This window comes from Pseudomonas sp. Root562 (genome assembly GCF_001427125.1).
Lineage (GTDB): Bacteria > Pseudomonadota > Gammaproteobacteria > Pseudomonadales > Pseudomonadaceae > Aquipseudomonas.
In genome coordinates, this window is sequence record NZ_LMGK01000026.1 from 148,308 (window position 1) to 164,434 (window position 16,127).

At 59.2% G+C, this 16,127-nt stretch carries 13 protein-coding genes; 7 read left to right on the plus strand and 6 right to left on the minus strand.

Translation table 11 applies throughout. The annotated features are described in order from the left end of the window. Positions 1 to 2: 2 nt before the first annotated feature. Entirely contained in the window at positions 3 to 3,452 is a 3,450-nt protein-coding gene (mfd, locus tag ASD60_RS27485) for a transcription-repair coupling factor (RefSeq protein WP_056857025.1), read from the minus strand. 363 nt (positions 3,453 to 3,815) lie between these two features. Here mfd and ASD60_RS27490 point away from each other — a divergent pair, with 363 nt between their 5' ends. The 3 genes from ASD60_RS27490 to sthA all read left to right on the plus strand — a co-directional run bounded on the left by ASD60_RS27490 (position 3,816) and on the right by sthA (position 8,048). Further along, positions 3,816 to 5,279, plus strand: a complete 1,464-nt coding sequence (locus ASD60_RS27490) for a glyceraldehyde-3-phosphate dehydrogenase (RefSeq protein ID WP_056857026.1) — start codon at positions 3,816 to 3,818, stop codon at positions 5,277 to 5,279. 129 nt (positions 5,280 to 5,408) lie between these two features. Then, entirely contained in the window at positions 5,409 to 6,446 is a 1,038-nt protein-coding gene (locus ASD60_RS27495) for an FAD:protein FMN transferase (RefSeq protein WP_056857027.1), read from the plus strand. A 207-nt stretch (positions 6,447 to 6,653) separates the two neighbouring features. Continuing rightward, positions 6,654 to 8,048: a Si-specific NAD(P)(+) transhydrogenase gene (sthA, locus tag ASD60_RS27500; protein WP_053161582.1), complete on the plus strand. Its 1,395-nt coding sequence runs from the start codon at positions 6,654 to 6,656 to the stop codon at positions 8,046 to 8,048. A 42-nt stretch (positions 8,049 to 8,090) separates the two neighbouring features. Here sthA and ASD60_RS27505 read toward each other — a convergent pair whose 3' ends face one another. Together ASD60_RS27505 and ASD60_RS27510 are read right to left on the minus strand one after the other, a co-directional pair. Further along, the gene (locus tag ASD60_RS27505) at positions 8,091 to 8,813 is read right to left on the minus strand and encodes a glycerophosphodiester phosphodiesterase (protein ID WP_056857028.1); all 723 of its coding nucleotides are present in this window, start codon (positions 8,811 to 8,813) and stop codon (positions 8,091 to 8,093) included. 14 nt (positions 8,814 to 8,827) lie between these two features. Further along, complete coding sequence (locus ASD60_RS27510) at positions 8,828 to 9,409, minus strand: PilZ domain-containing protein (protein ID WP_056857029.1); 582 nt, start codon at positions 9,407 to 9,409, stop codon at positions 8,828 to 8,830. A 94-nt stretch (positions 9,410 to 9,503) separates the two neighbouring features. Between ASD60_RS27510 and ASD60_RS27515 the strand changes: the two genes are divergently transcribed. The 3 genes from ASD60_RS27515 (at position 9,504) to ASD60_RS27525 (ending at position 12,753) form a co-directional block, all read left to right on the plus strand. Continuing rightward, complete coding sequence (locus tag ASD60_RS27515; protein ID WP_056857030.1) at positions 9,504 to 10,754, plus strand: lipoprotein-releasing ABC transporter permease subunit; 1,251 nt, start codon at positions 9,504 to 9,506, stop codon at positions 10,752 to 10,754. 7 nt (positions 10,755 to 10,761) lie between these two features. Next, on the plus strand, positions 10,762 to 11,445 hold the full coding sequence (gene lolD, locus ASD60_RS27520) for a lipoprotein-releasing ABC transporter ATP-binding protein LolD (RefSeq protein ID WP_177336614.1): 684 nt from the start codon (positions 10,762 to 10,764) through the stop codon (positions 11,443 to 11,445). Positions 11,446 to 11,508: 63 nt separating this feature from the next. After that, positions 11,509 to 12,753, plus strand: a complete 1,245-nt coding sequence (locus ASD60_RS27525) for a lipoprotein-releasing ABC transporter permease subunit (protein ID WP_056857032.1) — start codon at positions 11,509 to 11,511, stop codon at positions 12,751 to 12,753. 61 nt (positions 12,754 to 12,814) lie between these two features. On the opposite strand, the gene ASD60_RS27530 is transcribed toward ASD60_RS27525, so the two are convergent. The 3 genes from ASD60_RS27530 to ASD60_RS27540 form a co-directional block, all read right to left on the minus strand. Then, entirely contained in the window at positions 12,815 to 13,258 is a 444-nt protein-coding gene (locus tag ASD60_RS27530) for a hypothetical protein (RefSeq protein ID WP_056857033.1), read from the minus strand. A 132-nt stretch (positions 13,259 to 13,390) separates the two neighbouring features. Continuing rightward, a complete protein-coding gene (locus ASD60_RS27535; RefSeq protein WP_056857034.1) occupies positions 13,391 to 14,740 on the minus strand; it encodes a heavy metal sensor histidine kinase in 1,350 nt (449 codons plus the stop codon). Further along, positions 14,740 to 15,420, minus strand: a complete 681-nt coding sequence (locus ASD60_RS27540; RefSeq protein WP_056857035.1) for a heavy metal response regulator transcription factor — start codon at positions 15,418 to 15,420, stop codon at positions 14,740 to 14,742. Before ASD60_RS27540 ends, ASD60_RS27535 begins: the two co-directional genes overlap by 1 nt. Positions 15,421 to 15,572: 152 nt before the next feature. On the opposite strand from ASD60_RS27540, the gene copI reads away from it, so the two are divergent. Beyond that, complete coding sequence (copI, locus tag ASD60_RS27545; RefSeq protein WP_056857036.1) at positions 15,573 to 16,121, plus strand: copper-resistant cuproprotein CopI; 549 nt, start codon at positions 15,573 to 15,575, stop codon at positions 16,119 to 16,121. The last annotated feature ends 6 nt before the right edge of the window (positions 16,122 to 16,127 follow it).

Below are 16,127 nucleotides of genomic sequence, written 5' to 3' on the forward strand. Positions count from 1 at the left end.
CTTCAAGCAGTTTTCGGAATGAGGCGCTCGAACAGCGCCTCTACAGTATTAAAGCGCTCTTCCGGGCGCTCCATCGGAACCTGGAACTTGAACATCGTGGCTCCTTCGAACTTGTAGCGTTTTGGCTGGCTCTGGATCAGTTTGATCAGGGTCAGCGGGTCCACCGGCGTTTGTGTCGCGAATTCAATGCGCCCCCCTTGTGGGCCGCCATCGACTTTCTTGATGCCCAACAACTCGGCCTGCAATTTCAGGGCGGTGATGCGCATCAGGTTCTTGGTGGGTTCCGGCAGCAAGCCGAAACGATCGATCATTTCCACCTGCAAATCCTTGAGACCTTCCTCGTCGGTGGCCGAGGCAATGCGCTTGTAGAGAATCAGGCGGGCGTGAACGTCCGGCAGATAGTCTTCGGGAATCAACGCCGGTACGCGCAAGTTGACTTCCGGGCCACCACCCAAAGGTTGATCGAGGTTCGGCTGCTCGCCCTTGCGGATCGACTTCACCGCGCGTTCGAGCATTTCCATGTACAGCGTGAAACCGACTGCCTGGATCTGCCCGCTTTGTCCGTCGCCGAGCAGTTCGCCGGCGCCACGGATCTCCAGGTCGTTGGTGGCGAGCACGAAGCCTGCGCCGAGGTCTTGGGTGTTGGCAATCGCTTCCAGGCGCTTTTCCGCGTCCGCGGTGATTTGCTGGCGCGGCGGCGTCAGCAGGTAGGCGTACGCCTGGTGGTGACTGCGACCGACCCGGCCGCGCAACTGGTGCAGTTGGGCCAGGCCGAACTTGTCGGCACGCTCGATGATGATGGTGTTGGCGCTCGGCACGTCGATGCCGGTCTCGATGATGGTCGAGGCGATCAGCACGTTGAAGCGCTTGTGGTAGAAGTCGCTCATCACCTGTTCGAGTTCGCGTTCGCGCATCTGCCCGTGACCGATGCCGATCCTTGCTTCCGGCACCAGCTCAGCCAGTTCGGCGGCGCATTTTTCAATGGTTTTCACGTCGTTGTGCAGGTAATAGACCTGGCCGCCACGCAGCAGCTCACGCAGCAGGGCTTCTTTGACCGTGCTCTTGTTCTGCTCCATGACAAACGTTCGCACCGACAGGCGTCGGGCCGGTGGCGTGGCAATGATCGACAGGTCGCGCATGCCCGATACCGCCATGTTCAGCGTGCGCGGAATCGGCGTGGCGGTCAGCGTGAGAATGTCGACTTCGCTGCGCAGGGCCTTGAGCTGTTCTTTCTGGCGCACACCGAATCGGTGTTCCTCGTCGATGATCACCAGCCCCAGGTTTTTGATTTTTACATCGTCGGACAGCAGCTTGTGTGTGCCGATGACGATGTCGATCTTGCCTTCGGCGAGATCCGCCACTGCCGCGTTCACTTCCTTGGCCGACTTGAAGCGGCTCATGACTTCCACGGTCACCGGCCAGTCGGCGAAGCGGTCGCGGAAGCTGTTGTAATGCTGTTGGGCGAGCAGGGTGGTCGGCACCAGAATCGCTACCTGGCGACCGCCATGCACGGCGATGAACGCGGCGCGCATCGCCACTTCGGTCTTGCCGAAACCCACGTCACCGCAGACCAGTCGGTCCATCGGTTTTGGCGCGAGCATGTCTTCGCGCACGGCTTCGATGGTGGTTTGCTGGTCGGGGGTTTCTTCGAAAGGGAAACCGGCGCTGAAGGTGGCGTAATCGGCTTTTGGGTCAGCAAAGGCATAGCCTTCGCGGGCGGCACGGCGGGCATAGATGTCGAGCAGCTCGGCTGCGACATCGCGTACTTGCTCGGCAGCCTTGCGCTTGGCTTTCTGCCAGGTCTCGGAGCCGAGGCGATGCAGCGGGGCGAGGGCGTCGTCGCTGCCGGTGTAGCGGGCGATCAAGTGCAGGTTGGCCACCGGCACGTAGAGCTTGGCGCCCTCGGCGTACTCCAGAGCGAGGAATTCGGCGGCCTGGCTGTCGATTTCCAGTGTCGCGAGCCCGAGATAGCGCCCGACGCCGTGGTCGATATGCACTACAGGGGCGCCTTCACGCAGCTCGGTGAGGTTCTTGATGACGGCGTCGTTGTTGGCGTCGGCGCGCTTTTCGCGGCGCCGACGCTGCATCACGCGCTGACCGAACAGCGGGCTTTCGGCCACCAGCGCCAAGGCTGGATCGTCCAGCAACAAACCTTCATCCAGCGGTGCGATGGTGATTGCCAGGCGTTCTTTACCGGCGACGAAGTCCGGCCAGCTGTCGACGGTTTTTGGTCGCAGCTTCAGACGCTCAAGCAGTTCCAGCAGCACTTCGCGACGGCCGGCGGATTCCGCGGTAAACAGCACGCGGCCCGGGAACTGATCGAGGAAGCCCGCCAGTGCCGCCAGCGGTTGGGTAGCCTTGGCTTCGATCGCCAGGTTCGGCAACTCCCGGGCGGGAAAGCGTTCGCGGCCAGCGCCGCTTTCTACATCCTGTTGACTGGCCACTACGCGCGGCCAGTTTTTCAGGCGTGCGAAGCAATCTTCAACCGGCAGGAACAGTTCAGCGGGCGGTAATAAAGGACGGGACGGGTCGACGCGGCGTTCTTCATAGCGATTGCGCACGTCGTTCCAGAAGTTCTCCGCGGCTTGTTCGATGCCGGGCAGCGAGAACACTTGCGTGTCCTGGGGCAGGTAATCGAACAGGGTCGAGGTTTCTTCAAAAAACAGTGGCAGGTAGTACTCGATGCCGGCGGGAGTGATGCCGCTGCTCAGGTCCTGGAAGATCGGGCAGCGCCGGAAATCGACATCGAAGCGTTCGCGAAAGCGCGCCTTGAAGCGTGTGACCGCTTCTTTTTGCAGCGGGAATTCCTTGGCCGGCAGCAGCTTGACCGAATCGACCTTGTCGATGGAGCGTTGGTTTTCCGGGTCAAAGGTGCGCAGGGTTTCGATTTCATCGTCGAACAGGTCGATGCGATACGGCAGTTTGCTGCCCATCGGGAACAAATCGATCAGCGAACCGCGCACGGTGAATTCGCCGTGTTCGTACACCGTATCGACATAGCGATAACCGCTGGCTTCAAGCCGGGTGCGCATTTGCTCGACGTCAAGCTTTTGCCCGACATCCAGCACCAGGCTGCTGCCCAGCAGGAAGGTGGTCGGCGCCAGGCGATGCAGGGCCGTGGTGATCGGCACCACCAACACGCCATGGCTCAATTCCGGAAGCCGGTACAGGCTGGCGATGCGCTGGGAAATGATGTCCTGGTGCGGCGAGAACAGATCGTAGGGCAACGTTTCCCAATCGGGGAAATGCAGCACAGGTAAATCCGGGGCGAAGAACCCCAGCTCCTGTTCCAGTCGTTCGGCACTTTGGCTGTCGGCTGTAAGCAGCAGGGTGAAGCGCTTGGCAGCGCTGGCGGCCTCGGCAATGGCCAGGCTCAGGGCGGCACCGGGCAGATTGCCCCAGTGCTGTTTACCTGCCGCGGCAGGGAGAAGCGGTAGACGCAGAACGGGCACGGAAGGTTGAGCTCCAAGCGTTGCGACAAAGTCGGTAATTGTAGCGGCCCGGAGTGCCGCCTGTCAGTTGCAGACTGTGTCTATTACGCAGGTTTGGTGAAATGTAGTGGTAAAGACAAAATACCGTGGTTTTTTAACGGAAAAATCCAATTATGTAGTGGTAAAACGTCAGGGTGTTACGGAGGGTTACGGACAAGGTAACGATATCTCCAAAAAATTGACTCTTCTGAAAGCCCCGGTTTTACTGGGCTTTAGCGCTGCGCAATTTTTTTGAACAGGAAAATGTTACGGGTCGCACGACAGGCGCGCATTGCTACACGCGTCACTCGGCGGCATAATGTAGCCCCTTTTTTCTGCCCCTACATGTGGAAGGTTCCCGTGACTCAGAAGCCCGACCAGTGTCTTGGTGAATGGATCGACCGTGAAGCACTCGCAGAAGCGATGATTCCGCTTATCGGTCAGCTCTACCGCAATAACAACGTGGTGAGCTCGATCTATGGCCGCAGCCTGATCAATCGTTCAGTCATTGCGATTCTCAAAGCTCACCGCTTTGCTCGTCACCGTCAGTCCGACGATTCCGAGCTGTCCGTCCACGAAACATTCCCGCTGATCAAAGCGATGAGCGAGCTCAAGCTCGGCGCCGCTTCGGTTGACCTGGGCAAGCTGGCGGCCAAATTCAAGGCCGAAGGCAAAGACCGTACTGCCGAGCAGTTCGTTCGTGAAGAACTGGCTGACGTGGTTGGCCAGCAGAACGCTTCCGCCCGCAAAGGCACTGACGTTGTCCTGTACGGCTTCGGTCGTATCGGCCGTCTGCTGGCGCGCATCCTGATCGAGAAAACCGGTGGTGGCGACGGCCTGCGCCTGCGCGCCATCGTTGTCCGCAAGGGCGCCGAGAACGATCTGGTCAAGCGTGCCAGCCTGCTGCGTCGTGACTCGGTTCATGGCCCGTTCGATGGCACCATCACCATTGATGAAGCCAACAACACCATCACCGCCAACGGCAACCTGATCCAGGTTATCTACGCCAAGAGCCCGGCCGAAGTCGACTACACCCAGTACGGCATCGAAAACGCGCTGATCGTCGACAACACCGGTGTATGGCGTGACGCCGATGGCCTGGGCCAGCACCTGGCCTGCCCGGGCGCTGCCCGCGTGATCCTCACCGCACCTGGCAAGGGCGCGCTGAAGAACATCGTGCACGGCATCAACCATGGCGACATCACCCCTGATGACAAGATCATCTCGGCGGCTTCCTGCACCACCAACGCCATCGTGCCGGTGCTCAAGGCAGTCAACGACAAGTTTGGCATCGTCAATGGCCACGTCGAAACCGTTCACTCGTTCACCAACGACCAGAACCTGATCGACAACTTCCACAAGGGCAGCCGTCGTGGCCGCGCCGCGCCGCTGAACATGGTTATCACCGAGACCGGTGCTGCCACAGCGGCTGCCAAGGCATTGCCAGTGTTGAAGGGCAAGCTGACCGGTAACGCGATTCGCGTTCCTACGCCAAACGTGTCGATGGCGATCCTGAACCTGAATCTGGAAAAAGCCACCACGCGCGAAGAGATCAACGAATACCTGCGCCAGATGGCCATGCATTCGGATCTGCACAAGCAGATCGACTACGTCAGCTCTCAGGAAGTGGTTTCCACCGACTTCGTTGGCTCTCGCCACGCAGGCGTTGTGGACGCTGAAGCGACCATCACCCAAGACAACCGCGTTGTACTGTACGTTTGGTACGACAACGAATTCGGTTACAGCTGCCAGGTGGTTCGCGTGATGGAAGACATGGCCGGTGTAAACCCGCCAGCATTTCCGCGCTAAGCTTTAGCTGCAGATGAAAACGCCCCGGCTTTGGTCGGGGCGTTTTTGTTTGTGCAGTGTCTGGAAGGGCAGGCAGGGCAGCCCTTGCAGGGACATGCATAATGATGGGCTCTGGCGCGGTGTCAGGGGATGTCTTCGGGAGTGTCGGGCTTGTTGACAGGTTGGCATTGGGTGCATCTGCTGTTGTTCGGGGCATTAGCGGGCTGCGGTCATGGCGACGCCATGGAAAGCTTTGGCGGCCAGGCCATGGGTAGCTCGTATTCGATCAAATACGTTCGTCACGTCGGTATTCCCGCTCCGGCAGAGGTGCGGGTCGAAGTCGAAAAGATCCTGGCCGAAGTGGATCGGCAAATGTCGACTTACCGAAGCGACTCCGATATCGAACGCTTCAACCGGTTGCCCGTCGACAGTTGTCAGAAAATGCCCGCGCCGGTTCTCGAATTGGTTCGCGTCGGCGAGCAGCTGTCAGAGCAAAGTGAAGGTTCGTTCGATTTGACCGTGGAGCCGCTGCTCAATCTCTGGGGCTTCGGCCCTCAGGCTCGCGAGGAAAAAGTCCCAACCGCCCAAGCGCTTGCCGAAGTGCGGCAGCGCGTGGGATATGCCCATCTGCGTATCGACGGCGACCAGTTGTGCAAGGACGCCGCCGTCGAGGTCGACTTCAACAGCATCGCCGCCGGTTATGCGGTGGACACGATTGCCGCACGACTCGAGGCGATGGGCATCCACGACTATCTCGCCGAGGTCACGGGTGAACTCAAGGCCTCCGGCAACAAGGCCGACGGTTCGCCATGGCGCATCGCACTGGAAGAACCACGAGATAATCAGCAGGTGGTGGAGCGCATTGTCTCCATCGACGGTTACGGCCTGTCCACTTCCGGCGACTACCGCCATTATTTCGAGCAGGATGGAAAGCGTTATTCCCACACCTTCGATGCCCGCACCGGTACACCGGTCGCACACACACTGGCGTCGGTCACAGTGATTCATCCTTCGGCGTTGATGGCCGATGGCTTATCGACGCTGTTGTTGATACTCGGCCCGGAGCGCGGTTGGGATTACGCGGAAAAACACGATATCGGCGCATTTTTTGTGATCCGTGCCGATACAGGTTTCGTCACACGTACCAGTCACGCTTTTGAACGCATCAACGCTGGAAAAACCGAATGACTGCGGCGCTTCAAGCACTGAAAAGTGGCGTTGTAGTGCAGGCAAAACTAGCCTACGACGCGACCAAGGGTTAATGTGCGCGGCGTTGACGCTTCTATAGACTGTGTCCGGGTTCTGCACTGGCCCCAAATTGTTCCTTCATGCCACAGATTGGCGTGATTTAGCCGCAGGTGCCGATGGCGCCACGGCCTGTTCTGAGGAGTACGCATGGCTGTCTACAACTACGACGTGGTGGTGTTGGGTTCCGGCCCGGCGGGAGAAGGCGCGGCAATGAACGCCGCCAAAGCAGGGCGCAAGGTGGCGATGGTTGATAGCCGTCGCCAGGTCGGCGGCAACTGCACTCACTTGGGCACCATCCCGTCCAAGGCACTGCGTCACTCGGTCCGGCAGATCATGCAGTTCAACACCAACCCGATGTTCCGGGCCATTGGTGAGCCGCGCTGGTTCTCGTTCCCGGACGTGCTGAAAAGCGCCGAAAAAGTCATCTCCAAACAAGTCGCCTCGCGCACCGGCTACTACGCCCGTAATCGCGTCGACGTGTTCTTCGGCACCGGCAGCTTCGCCGACGAGCAAACCATCGAAGTGGTCTGCGCCAATGGCGTGGTCGAGAAACTGGTGGCCAAGCACATCATCATCGCCACCGGCTCGCGTCCGTATCGCCCGGCGGACATCGATTTCCACCACCCGCGTATCTACGATAGCGACACCATCCTCAGCCTCGGCCACACCCCGCGCAAACTCATCGTTTATGGCGCCGGCGTGATCGGTTGCGAATACGCCTCGATCTTCAGTGGTCTGGGTGTATTGGTTGAACTGGTGGACAACCGTGGCCAGTTGTTGAGCTTCCTCGACTCGGAAATTTCCCAGGCGTTGAGCTACCACTTCAGCAACAACAACATCACGGTTCGCCACAACGAAGACTACGACCGCGTCGAAGGCGTGGACAACGGCGTGATCCTGCACCTCAAGTCCGGCAAGAAGATCAAGGCCGATGCCCTGCTCTGGTGCAACGGCCGTACTGGCAATACTGATCAGCTCGGTCTGGAAAACATCGGCGTGAAGGTCAATGGCCGTGGCCAGATCGAAGTCGACGAAAATTACCGCACCGGCATCCAGAACATTTATGGCGCCGGTGACGTGATCGGCTGGCCGAGCCTGGCCAGTGCCGCTCATGACCAGGGCCGTTCCGCCGCGGGCAGTATCGTCGACAATGGCAGCTGGCGTTTCGTCAACGACGTGCCGACCGGCATCTACACCATTCCGGAGATCAGCTCGATCGGCAAGAACGAGCAAGAACTGACCCAGGCCAAGGTGCCGTACGAAGTGGGCAAGGCGTTTTTCAAGAGCATGGCGCGTGCGCAGATCGCCGGCGAGCCGCAAGGCATGCTGAAGATCCTGTTCCACCGCGAAACCCTGGAAGTGCTGGGCGTGCACTGCTTCGGTTATCAGGCCTCGGAGATCGTGCACATCGGCCAGGCGATCATGAACCAGCCGGGCGAACTCAATACCCTGAAGTATTTCGTCAACACCACGTTCAACTACCCGACCATGGCCGAAGCCTATCGGGTCGCGGCGTACGATGGCCTCAACCGGCTTTTTTGAGCGGCTCCGGCCGGTGGCCTGAGCCGGCCGGGGAGACCGATTTCAGCAATTCTCGAGCGTGGCAGTGGCCAAACCGGGAAAGTCTGTAATCAGGCTGTCAACGCCGAAGTCGGCGAGTCTGCGCATCAGCGCGGGCTCGTTGACTGTCCATACCGACACATGCAGCCCCTGGCGCTGCGCCTTTTGCAGGCGTTCCGGCGTGCACAGGGTCCAGTTCAGCGCCAGAATCTCGCAGCCATAGCTTGCCGCGACCTTCAACGGGTCGAGCCAGGCGTACTCGGCCACCAGGCCACGGGAAACGTCCGGCACCAGGTCCAGCGCGGCCTTGAGCACTTCACGGGAGCTTGAGGTGATTGTCACCTTGTCCAGCAAACCATGACGTTGCGCCATTTCGCGGATCGCCAGAACGGTGGTCGCGGCGCGGGTGCGTGAGGCGCTTTTGACTTCCAGTTGCCAATGCTCGAAATCGCATTTTTCGAACAGCTCTTCCAGGGTCGGGATCGGGCACGGCTTGATCCAGCCAGGGCCACCCTTGCGCGCGTCATACGTCACCAGTTCGGCGGCCGTGTGCTCGGCGACCTTGCCGCGCCGGTCGGTGGTGCGTTTGAGCGTCGGGTCGTGGATGACCATCAACTCGCCGTCCTTGGACAGGTGCAAGTCCAGTTCGCAGCGGCGCACGCCGTGCTTGAGACATTCCTGAAAACTGGTCAGGGTATTTTCCGGTGCTTCGCCCTTGGCGCCGCGATGGCCGTAGATGAGGGTCACGGTTCTTCCTTAAATTAATTGCCTGATTCGAGTTGTTCGCGGGCCAGGCGTCTTTCCTGGGCCTGCTTTTGCAAGATATGCCGGGCCAACAGTTGCCGCTGGGCGTCGGTCAGGTGTTCGAATTCGGTGCCGACGTCAAAACCATCGCCCTTGCGGTCGCAATGAGTGACCCGAGCGCGCAGCAACAAACCCAAGGCTTGTGGCATCAGTACCAGCTTGACCGACAGGCGAGAGCCGGCGGCGATTGGCGTGGGGTGCTGGAAGTCGATGCCACCCTCGGAGATGATCACCGGCTGCGGTTCGCCAATTTGCCCGAGCACCGTCAGGGCGATGACCTGGCTCAGCAAATCGATGCGTTTGTTCTGGGACTTCAGGAACGCGGCAATGTTGCGGTCGCGCTCATTGATCTGGCGCAACAGGTGCTGCGACTCGAATTCGCTCAGGTGCAATTCGCTGAGCAGGTTGAAGAGTGGGGAAGCATCCTGCAACACTTCCTGGCCTGTGGCTTCGGTAGCGGACAGGGGCCGAATTTCCAGTGCGATCGTGTCCTCGATACGGTAGTATTCGCGGCGATCTTCTTCATCTAATGTCGACATGGCGAACCCATGGTAGCGGCGGTGGTCTGAGTGTAAAGCTGGTTATCGACCCCCGCCACAAGGACGTTCCTTTTCCCTCCGAACAAGCCCCGACATGTTCAGACCTCTCTTCGTATTTATCGGCACGCGTTACACCCGTGCAAAGCGTCGCAATCATTTTGTGTCATTCATTTCCCTGACTTCGATGATCGGGCTCGCCCTCGGCGTGGTCGTGATGATCGTCGTGCTGTCGGTCATGAACGGCTTCGATCATGAGATGCGCACCCGCGTGCTGGGCATGGTGCCCCACGCGACCATCGAATCCGGTGAAGCCATCAGCGACTGGCAAAGCCTGGCCGCCAAGGTCAAGCAGAACCCGCAGGTGACGGCCGTAGCGCCATTTACACAAATGCAGGGTTTGCTGACCAACAACGGCAAGGTCTCGAAAGTACTGCTCAATGCCATTGACCCGGCGCTGGAGCGTCAGGTGTCGATCATCGATCACTTCATGCAGCAGGGCAAACTCGACGACCTGGTGCCAGGCGAGTTCGGCATTGTCATCGGTGACAAGGCCGCGGCGAAACTCGGTGCGGCGGTTGGCGACAAGCTGACGTTCGTGGCGCCCGAAGTCACGGTGACCCCGGCCGGGATGTTCCCGCGCATGAAGCGCTTTACCGTGGTGGGCATCTTCCACGTTGGCGCGGGCGAACTCGATGGTTACCTGGGCATCACCAACCTTCAGGACCTGGCGCGCTTGCATCGCTGGAAACCGGATCAGGTCCAGGGCCTGCGCCTGAAGTTCGATGATCTGTTCCAGGCACCGCGTACCGCGTGGAATATTGCCCGGGAGCTCGGCGAGGATCATTTCTACGCCCGCGACTGGACGCGCACCCACGGCAACCTGTATCAGGCGATCCGCATGGAAAAAGCCATGATCGGCCTGTTGCTGCTGCTGATCGTTGCCGTCGCCGCTTTCAACATCATTTCCACCCTGGTGATGGTGGTGAACGACAAGAAGGGCGACATCGCGATCCTTCGCACGCTGGGTGCCACGCCGGGCACGATCATGCGCACTTTCATGGTGCAAGGCACGGTCATCGGCGTGGTCGGCACGGCGATCGGCGCGGTGGTCGGGATCTTCGCCGCGTTGAACGTCAGTGCCGCGATCTCCGCCCTCGAAGGCTTGATCGGGCACAAGTTTCTCAACGCCGACGTGTACTTCATTGATTACCTGCCGTCGCAGGTGCAGAGCCAGGACGTTGTGATGGTCTGCTCTGCGGCGTTGGTCCTGAGTTTTCTCGCCACCCTGTATCCAGCCTGGCGTGCCGCGCGCACCCAGCCTGCGGAGGCGCTACGTTATGAGTGAGTCGGGCATGAGTGAAAAAGCAATCTTGAGCTGCCGCAGCCTGGGCAAGTCCTACGAGGAAGGCCCGGAGTCGGTTGAGGTACTGGCCGGTCTGCAACTGGAGTTGCACCCGGGTGAGCGTGTAGCGATTGTCGGCAAGTCGGGTTCGGGCAAGAGTACCTTGCTCAATTTGTTGGGTGGTCTGGATACGCCGTCAACGGGCAGCGTCTGGCTCGACGGTGAAGAACTCTCGGCGCTGAGCGAGAAGAAGCGCGGTTTGCTGCGTAACCGCGCGCTTGGCTTTGTGTACCAGTTTCACCACTTGCTCCCGGAATTCACCGCGCTGGAAAACGTCTGCATGCCGCTGCTGATCGGCAAGACTGCGATCCCCGAAGCGCGCCAGCGTGCCACGGCGTTGCTGGAGCGGGTAGGGCTGGGGCATCGCCTGGAGCACAAACCGGCCGAGTTGTCCGGTGGCGAGCGGCAGCGCGTGGCGATTGCCCGGGCTCTGGTGAACAATCCGGGTCTGGTGATGCTCGATGAGCCGACCGGCAACCTCGATTCACACACCGCCGAAGGCATTCAGGATTTGATGCTGGAACTCAGCACCTCGATGCGCACAGCGTTCCTGGTGGTGACCCACGACATGAACCTCGCCCGCCAGATGGACCGCGTCCTGCACTTGCAGGAAGGTTGCCTGACGCCCATCTGACGGATTGAAACCCGAGGCCTGAACAGGCCTCGGGTCTTTTATTTTTATACGGTGCCCCAGCGAATGTTCAGACCGTTATCGATCTTTATCGGCACGCGCTATACCCGCGCCAAGCGCCGCAATCGCTTCGTTTCCTTCATCTCGATGACTTCGATGATCGGCCTCGCCCTGGGGGTGCTGGCGATGATCGTGGTGCTGTCGGTGATGAACGGCTTCCAGCGTGAAATGAGCTCGCGCATCCTCGGCATGGTGCCGCACGCCACCATCGTCGGTGTAAACCCGATCGATGATTGGCAGCCGGTCGCGGCGGCGGCGATGAAAAACCCGGAAGTGACCGCAGCCGTGCCGTTCACCGAGATGGAAGGCATGCTGTCCTACAAGGGCACGATGCAGCCGATCCAGGTCAGCGGTGTCGATCCGGCGCTGGAAGGTCAGGTGTCGATCGTCGCCAAGCACATCGTCCAGGGGCGTCTCGATGCGTTGAAGCCGGGTGAGTTCGGCGTCGTGATCGGCGAGATCACGGCGCGGCGCTTTCGCCTGAACGTCGGCGACAAAATCACCCTGATCGTTCCGGAAGTCAGCACTGCACCGGGTGGGATTACTCCGCGCATGCAGCGTCTGAACGTGGTCGGTGTGTTCAAGGTCGGCGCCGAGCTGGATGGCTCGATGGCGCTTATCCACCTTGCCGATGCTGCGCAGATGCAGCATTGGGAGCCGAACCAGGTACAAAGCGTGCGTCTGGCGGTGAAGGATTTGTACGCTGCGCCAAAAGTCTCGGGCGATATCGCCACCGGGCTCGGTGCCGCCTACAAGGCCGATGACTGGACCCACACCCAGGGCAGCCTGTTCAGCGCGATGAAAATGGAAAAAACCATGATCGGCCTGCTGTTGCTGATGATCGTTGCGGTGGCGGCATTCAACATCATCGCCACCCTGATCATGGTGGTGAACGACAAGGGCGCGGACATCGCGATCCTGCGCACCATCGGTGCCACGCCACGGCAGATCATGGCGATCTTCATGGTGCAGGGCACGGTTATCGGTATCGTCGGCACCCTGATTGGCGGTGTGCTCGGCGTGATCGCGGCGTTGAACGTCAGCGAGATGGTGGGCTGGGTAGAGCGGGTAACCGGGCAGCACATCTTCAGTTCCGATGTGTACTTCGTCAGCAACTTGCCGTCCGAGTTGCAAGGTGCTGATGTTGCGTTGATCTGCACCGCGGGGTTTGTCCTGAGCTTCCTGGCCACGGTTTACCCGGCGTGGCGAGCGGCGAAGATCGAGCCGGCGCATGCGTTGCGGTATTCATAAGGATTACCAGTGCAAGCGACGCTCCGGCAGGAGCGTCGCTTGCTGCAAAAGTGTTGCTCAATCAGATTGCTGTTGGCCACTCGCTAATATAAACATCCATGTTGGCAACACCCTCAATTGATTCGTTGATGTTTTTAACAGTAAACGAGCATGTCGCTTTAAAACGTTTACGCACTTGATCCAGTTCCAGTGTCATTGAACCCTCTATGGCACCGAACGACGTCCACTGACTTTCCTTTCTTTCTTGATAGACCAGGCTTGTTATCATTGGCCCAGGAATCGTGTGGGTGCCACTACGAATGTTTGGATTCAAGCCGAAATAAAACAACTGGGCATGCGGGGACGTGGCCTTGTTTTGCGCGGCGGTCAGTATCAACGCGCCTCCAGCAATGATCGTGATGCGAGGTCTGTCGTCTGCGAAAGCACCTCGGTTGCCAAGTTGTGCGTTAAAGTCACTGGCGAGCATTGTCTGAGCTACCAGTGTTGCGGTTGTTTTTTCTTCCATGGTTTTATTCTCGCAATAGGTATTCGTGAACTCTTGGTAAGGAGTGAAAAAACTATATAGCGAGGATGATTTAATGAGGAGCTATCGAGTGGAGTTGTTTGTAATGAACTATGTGTTGGCTGTGCGCAGGCACTATGCGCGCTTGTTGAACTGAATTATGAATGAAGTCGATTGTTGCCTGGATGTGCAGGAGATTTCACCCCCGTGCGCATGGACAATTGACTGGGTAATTGCCAGACCCAGTCCTGCGTGTTCACTGTCGTCTTTTCGCCGCGCTGGATCCGCACGATAGAAACGATCGAACAAGCGTGGAAGCAGGGTATCGGGAATACGATCACCGGTGTTTTCAAAACGTAGAATCGAACTGTCAGCCGAGTCGACGATAACCACTCGGATCTGACCGTCTGGCGGTGTAAAACGTAGCGCATTGTCCAGTAGGTTGGAGAATGCCCTGCGCAGCATATTGCGATCCCCCATTATGAGGGCGCGGCCTTCGCGACTTAAACTGATCTGCGCGTCTTCGGCCAACGGCGCAAAAAAATCCAGCAAGAAATCGACTTCGTCGGCCAATTCCAACGGTTCGCACTGGGGCATCAGCAGGCCATGATCGGCTTTCGCCAGATACAACATGTCATTGACCAGTTGCGCCATCCATTGCAGTTCTTCGAGGTTGCTGTGCAGTGCTTCTCGATAATCTTCGATGGGCCGGGGGCGGGTGAGGGTGACTTGAGTGTGAGTCAACAGGTTCGACAGTGGAGTGCGCAGTTCATGGGCGATGTCAGCGGAGAACGCCGATAGCCGCTGAAAGGCGTCGTCGAGGCGCCCGAGCATGGCGTTGAAGTGGTGGGCCAGTTCCGCCAGTTCCGGCGGCATGTTCGCTTCGGGCAGGCGTGCGTTGAGCGATTGTGCCGAAACACCCTTGGCGACCGCACTCATGCGCCGCAACGGCCGCAAACCGCTTTGTGCGGCCCAGGCGCCGAGTAGTGCAGTGGCGAGGGCCGATAGACCCACCGTCAGCCAGATCAGGTGCTGCATGCGTTGCAGGAAATGCTGGTGGTGAGTGATGTCCAGCAACAGAGTCAACTGCGGCGAGTCGGGCTTGTCGGTAAATAGTGGCGCATTCAGGACGCGGTAATCGGTGCCGTCGTTGTTGATTGTCGACAGCCCCGATTGTTGCGGGAGATTGTCGGGCAGGCTTGCCGAACTGTCGTACCAGCGCTTGCCATCGCTTCCGGTGATGCGCAGTGACAGGTCAGCCTGGCGGCTCAACTCATCGGCCAGTTTGATTTTGCTGTCACTCGATTGAATTTCGTGTAGCGCGCGGCGCAGGCCAATTAGCTTGCCATCCAGCAATTGCTGGTCGAGTTCAATGAAGTGCGTTTCGCTGGCACGACTGAACAACACCCCGGCGAACAGCGAAACCACAGCCGTGCATGCCGCGAACAACAACGCCAGACGACTGCTCAAGGATAGTCGACGCATCAGGCAGGGCGCTCCTCGAGCACATAACCCATGCCGCGCACGGTGTGGATGAGTTTGTTGGGGAATTCATCGTCGACCTTCAGGCGTAATCGGCGGATCGCCACCTCGATGACATTGGTGTCACTGTCGAAATTCATGTCCCAGACCTGGGAAGCGATCAGCGATTTGGGCAGGACTTCACCCTGGCGACGCAGGAGCATTTCCAGCAGGGCGAACTCCTTGGCCGTCAGATCGATGCGCTGGCCGTTGCGTTCTACCCGACGGCGTATCAGGTCCAGGCGCAGATCGGCCAGTTGCAGGCTGGTTTCCTGGGGCGATGCGCTGCCACGGCGCAACAGGCTGCGTACCCGTGCCAACAGTTCGGAGAAAGCGAAGGGCTTCACCAGATAGTCGTCGGCGCCCAGCTCCAGGCCATGGACCCGGTCTTCCACCGCATCCCGCGCGGTCAGGAACAGGACCGGTGTATCAAGACCCGCACTGCGCACGGCTTGCAAAATCTGCCAGCCATCGCGACCTGGCAGCATCACGTCGAGAATCAACAAGGCGTAATCGCCGCTCAATGCCAATTGCTGGCCTGTGTTGCCGTCGGCCACCAGTTCGGTGTTGAACCCGGCTTCGGCCAGGCCTTGGCGCAGGTAGTGGCCGGTTTTCGGTTGGTCTTCGACGATCAGCAGTTTCATGGGTGGCTCGGGTCAATTGAGAAGGCTTTATACCGTGGGCGTCAACGGCGCGGGCCCACCTGACAAAGTTGTAATCTGGCTGTCAGGTTGCGGGCAGTGATCGCCGTTTAGAGTTTTGCACAGGCTGAACCTTACCTGGTTGGAGTATGACTATGTTTTTGCGCAAAACGCTGGCGGCAGTCGCGGGTTTGATGGCGCTGACTTCGCCCGCATGGGCTGCGCCGGCGCACCCTTACGATTTTGGCCAGCCGGCCTCTGCCGCCAAGGCGACCCGTAGCATTGAAGTGGTAATGGGTGACATGTCGTTCACCCCCGGGAACATTGCGATCAAATCTGGCGAGACCGTGCGTTTCGTGCTGGTGAATAAAGGCCAATTGCTGCACGAATTCAACCTGGGTGACGCGTCGATGCATGCCAAGCACCAGCAGGAAATGGTGCAAATGCAGCAAAGTGGCATGTTCACGCCTACTGGGGTGAAAGAAATGGACCACGGTGCAATGGCCAGTATGGATCACAGTTCGATGGGACATGACATGAAGGGCGGCATGAAACACGACGATCCCAACAGTGTGTTGGTGGAGCCGGGGAAAACAGCCGAACTGACCTGGACCTTCAACAAGGCCACTCACCTCGAATTTGCCTGCAATATCCCCGGTCATTACCAGGCCGGCATGGTCGGCAAATTGACTGTCAGTCAGTAAGCACTC

Coding starts and splice junctions, on each gene's coding strand:
- ASD60_RS27490 (WP_056857026.1), top strand. CDS start 3,816: ATGTGGAAGGTTCCCGTGACTCAGAAGCCCGACCAGTGTCTTGGTGAA.
- ASD60_RS27540 (WP_056857035.1), bottom strand. CDS start 15,420: ATGAAACTGCTGATCGTCGAAGACCAACCGAAAACCGGCCACTACCTG.
- ASD60_RS27510 (WP_056857029.1), bottom strand. CDS start 9,409: ATGTCGACATTAGATGAAGAAGATCGCCGCGAATACTACCGTATCGAG.
- ASD60_RS27535 (WP_056857034.1), bottom strand. CDS start 14,740: ATGCGTCGACTATCCTTGAGCAGTCGTCTGGCGTTGTTGTTCGCGGCA.
- ASD60_RS27495 (WP_056857027.1), top strand. CDS start 5,409: ATGTCTTCGGGAGTGTCGGGCTTGTTGACAGGTTGGCATTGGGTGCAT.
- sthA (WP_053161582.1), top strand. CDS start 6,654: ATGGCTGTCTACAACTACGACGTGGTGGTGTTGGGTTCCGGCCCGGCG.
- ASD60_RS27515 (WP_056857030.1), top strand. CDS start 9,504: ATGTTCAGACCTCTCTTCGTATTTATCGGCACGCGTTACACCCGTGCA.
- ASD60_RS27525 (WP_056857032.1), top strand. CDS start 11,509: ATGTTCAGACCGTTATCGATCTTTATCGGCACGCGCTATACCCGCGCC.
- copI (WP_056857036.1), top strand. CDS start 15,573: ATGTTTTTGCGCAAAACGCTGGCGGCAGTCGCGGGTTTGATGGCGCTG.
- ASD60_RS27530 (WP_056857033.1), bottom strand. CDS start 13,258: ATGGAAGAAAAAACAACCGCAACACTGGTAGCTCAGACAATGCTCGCC.
- lolD (WP_177336614.1), top strand. CDS start 10,762: ATGAGTGAAAAAGCAATCTTGAGCTGCCGCAGCCTGGGCAAGTCCTAC.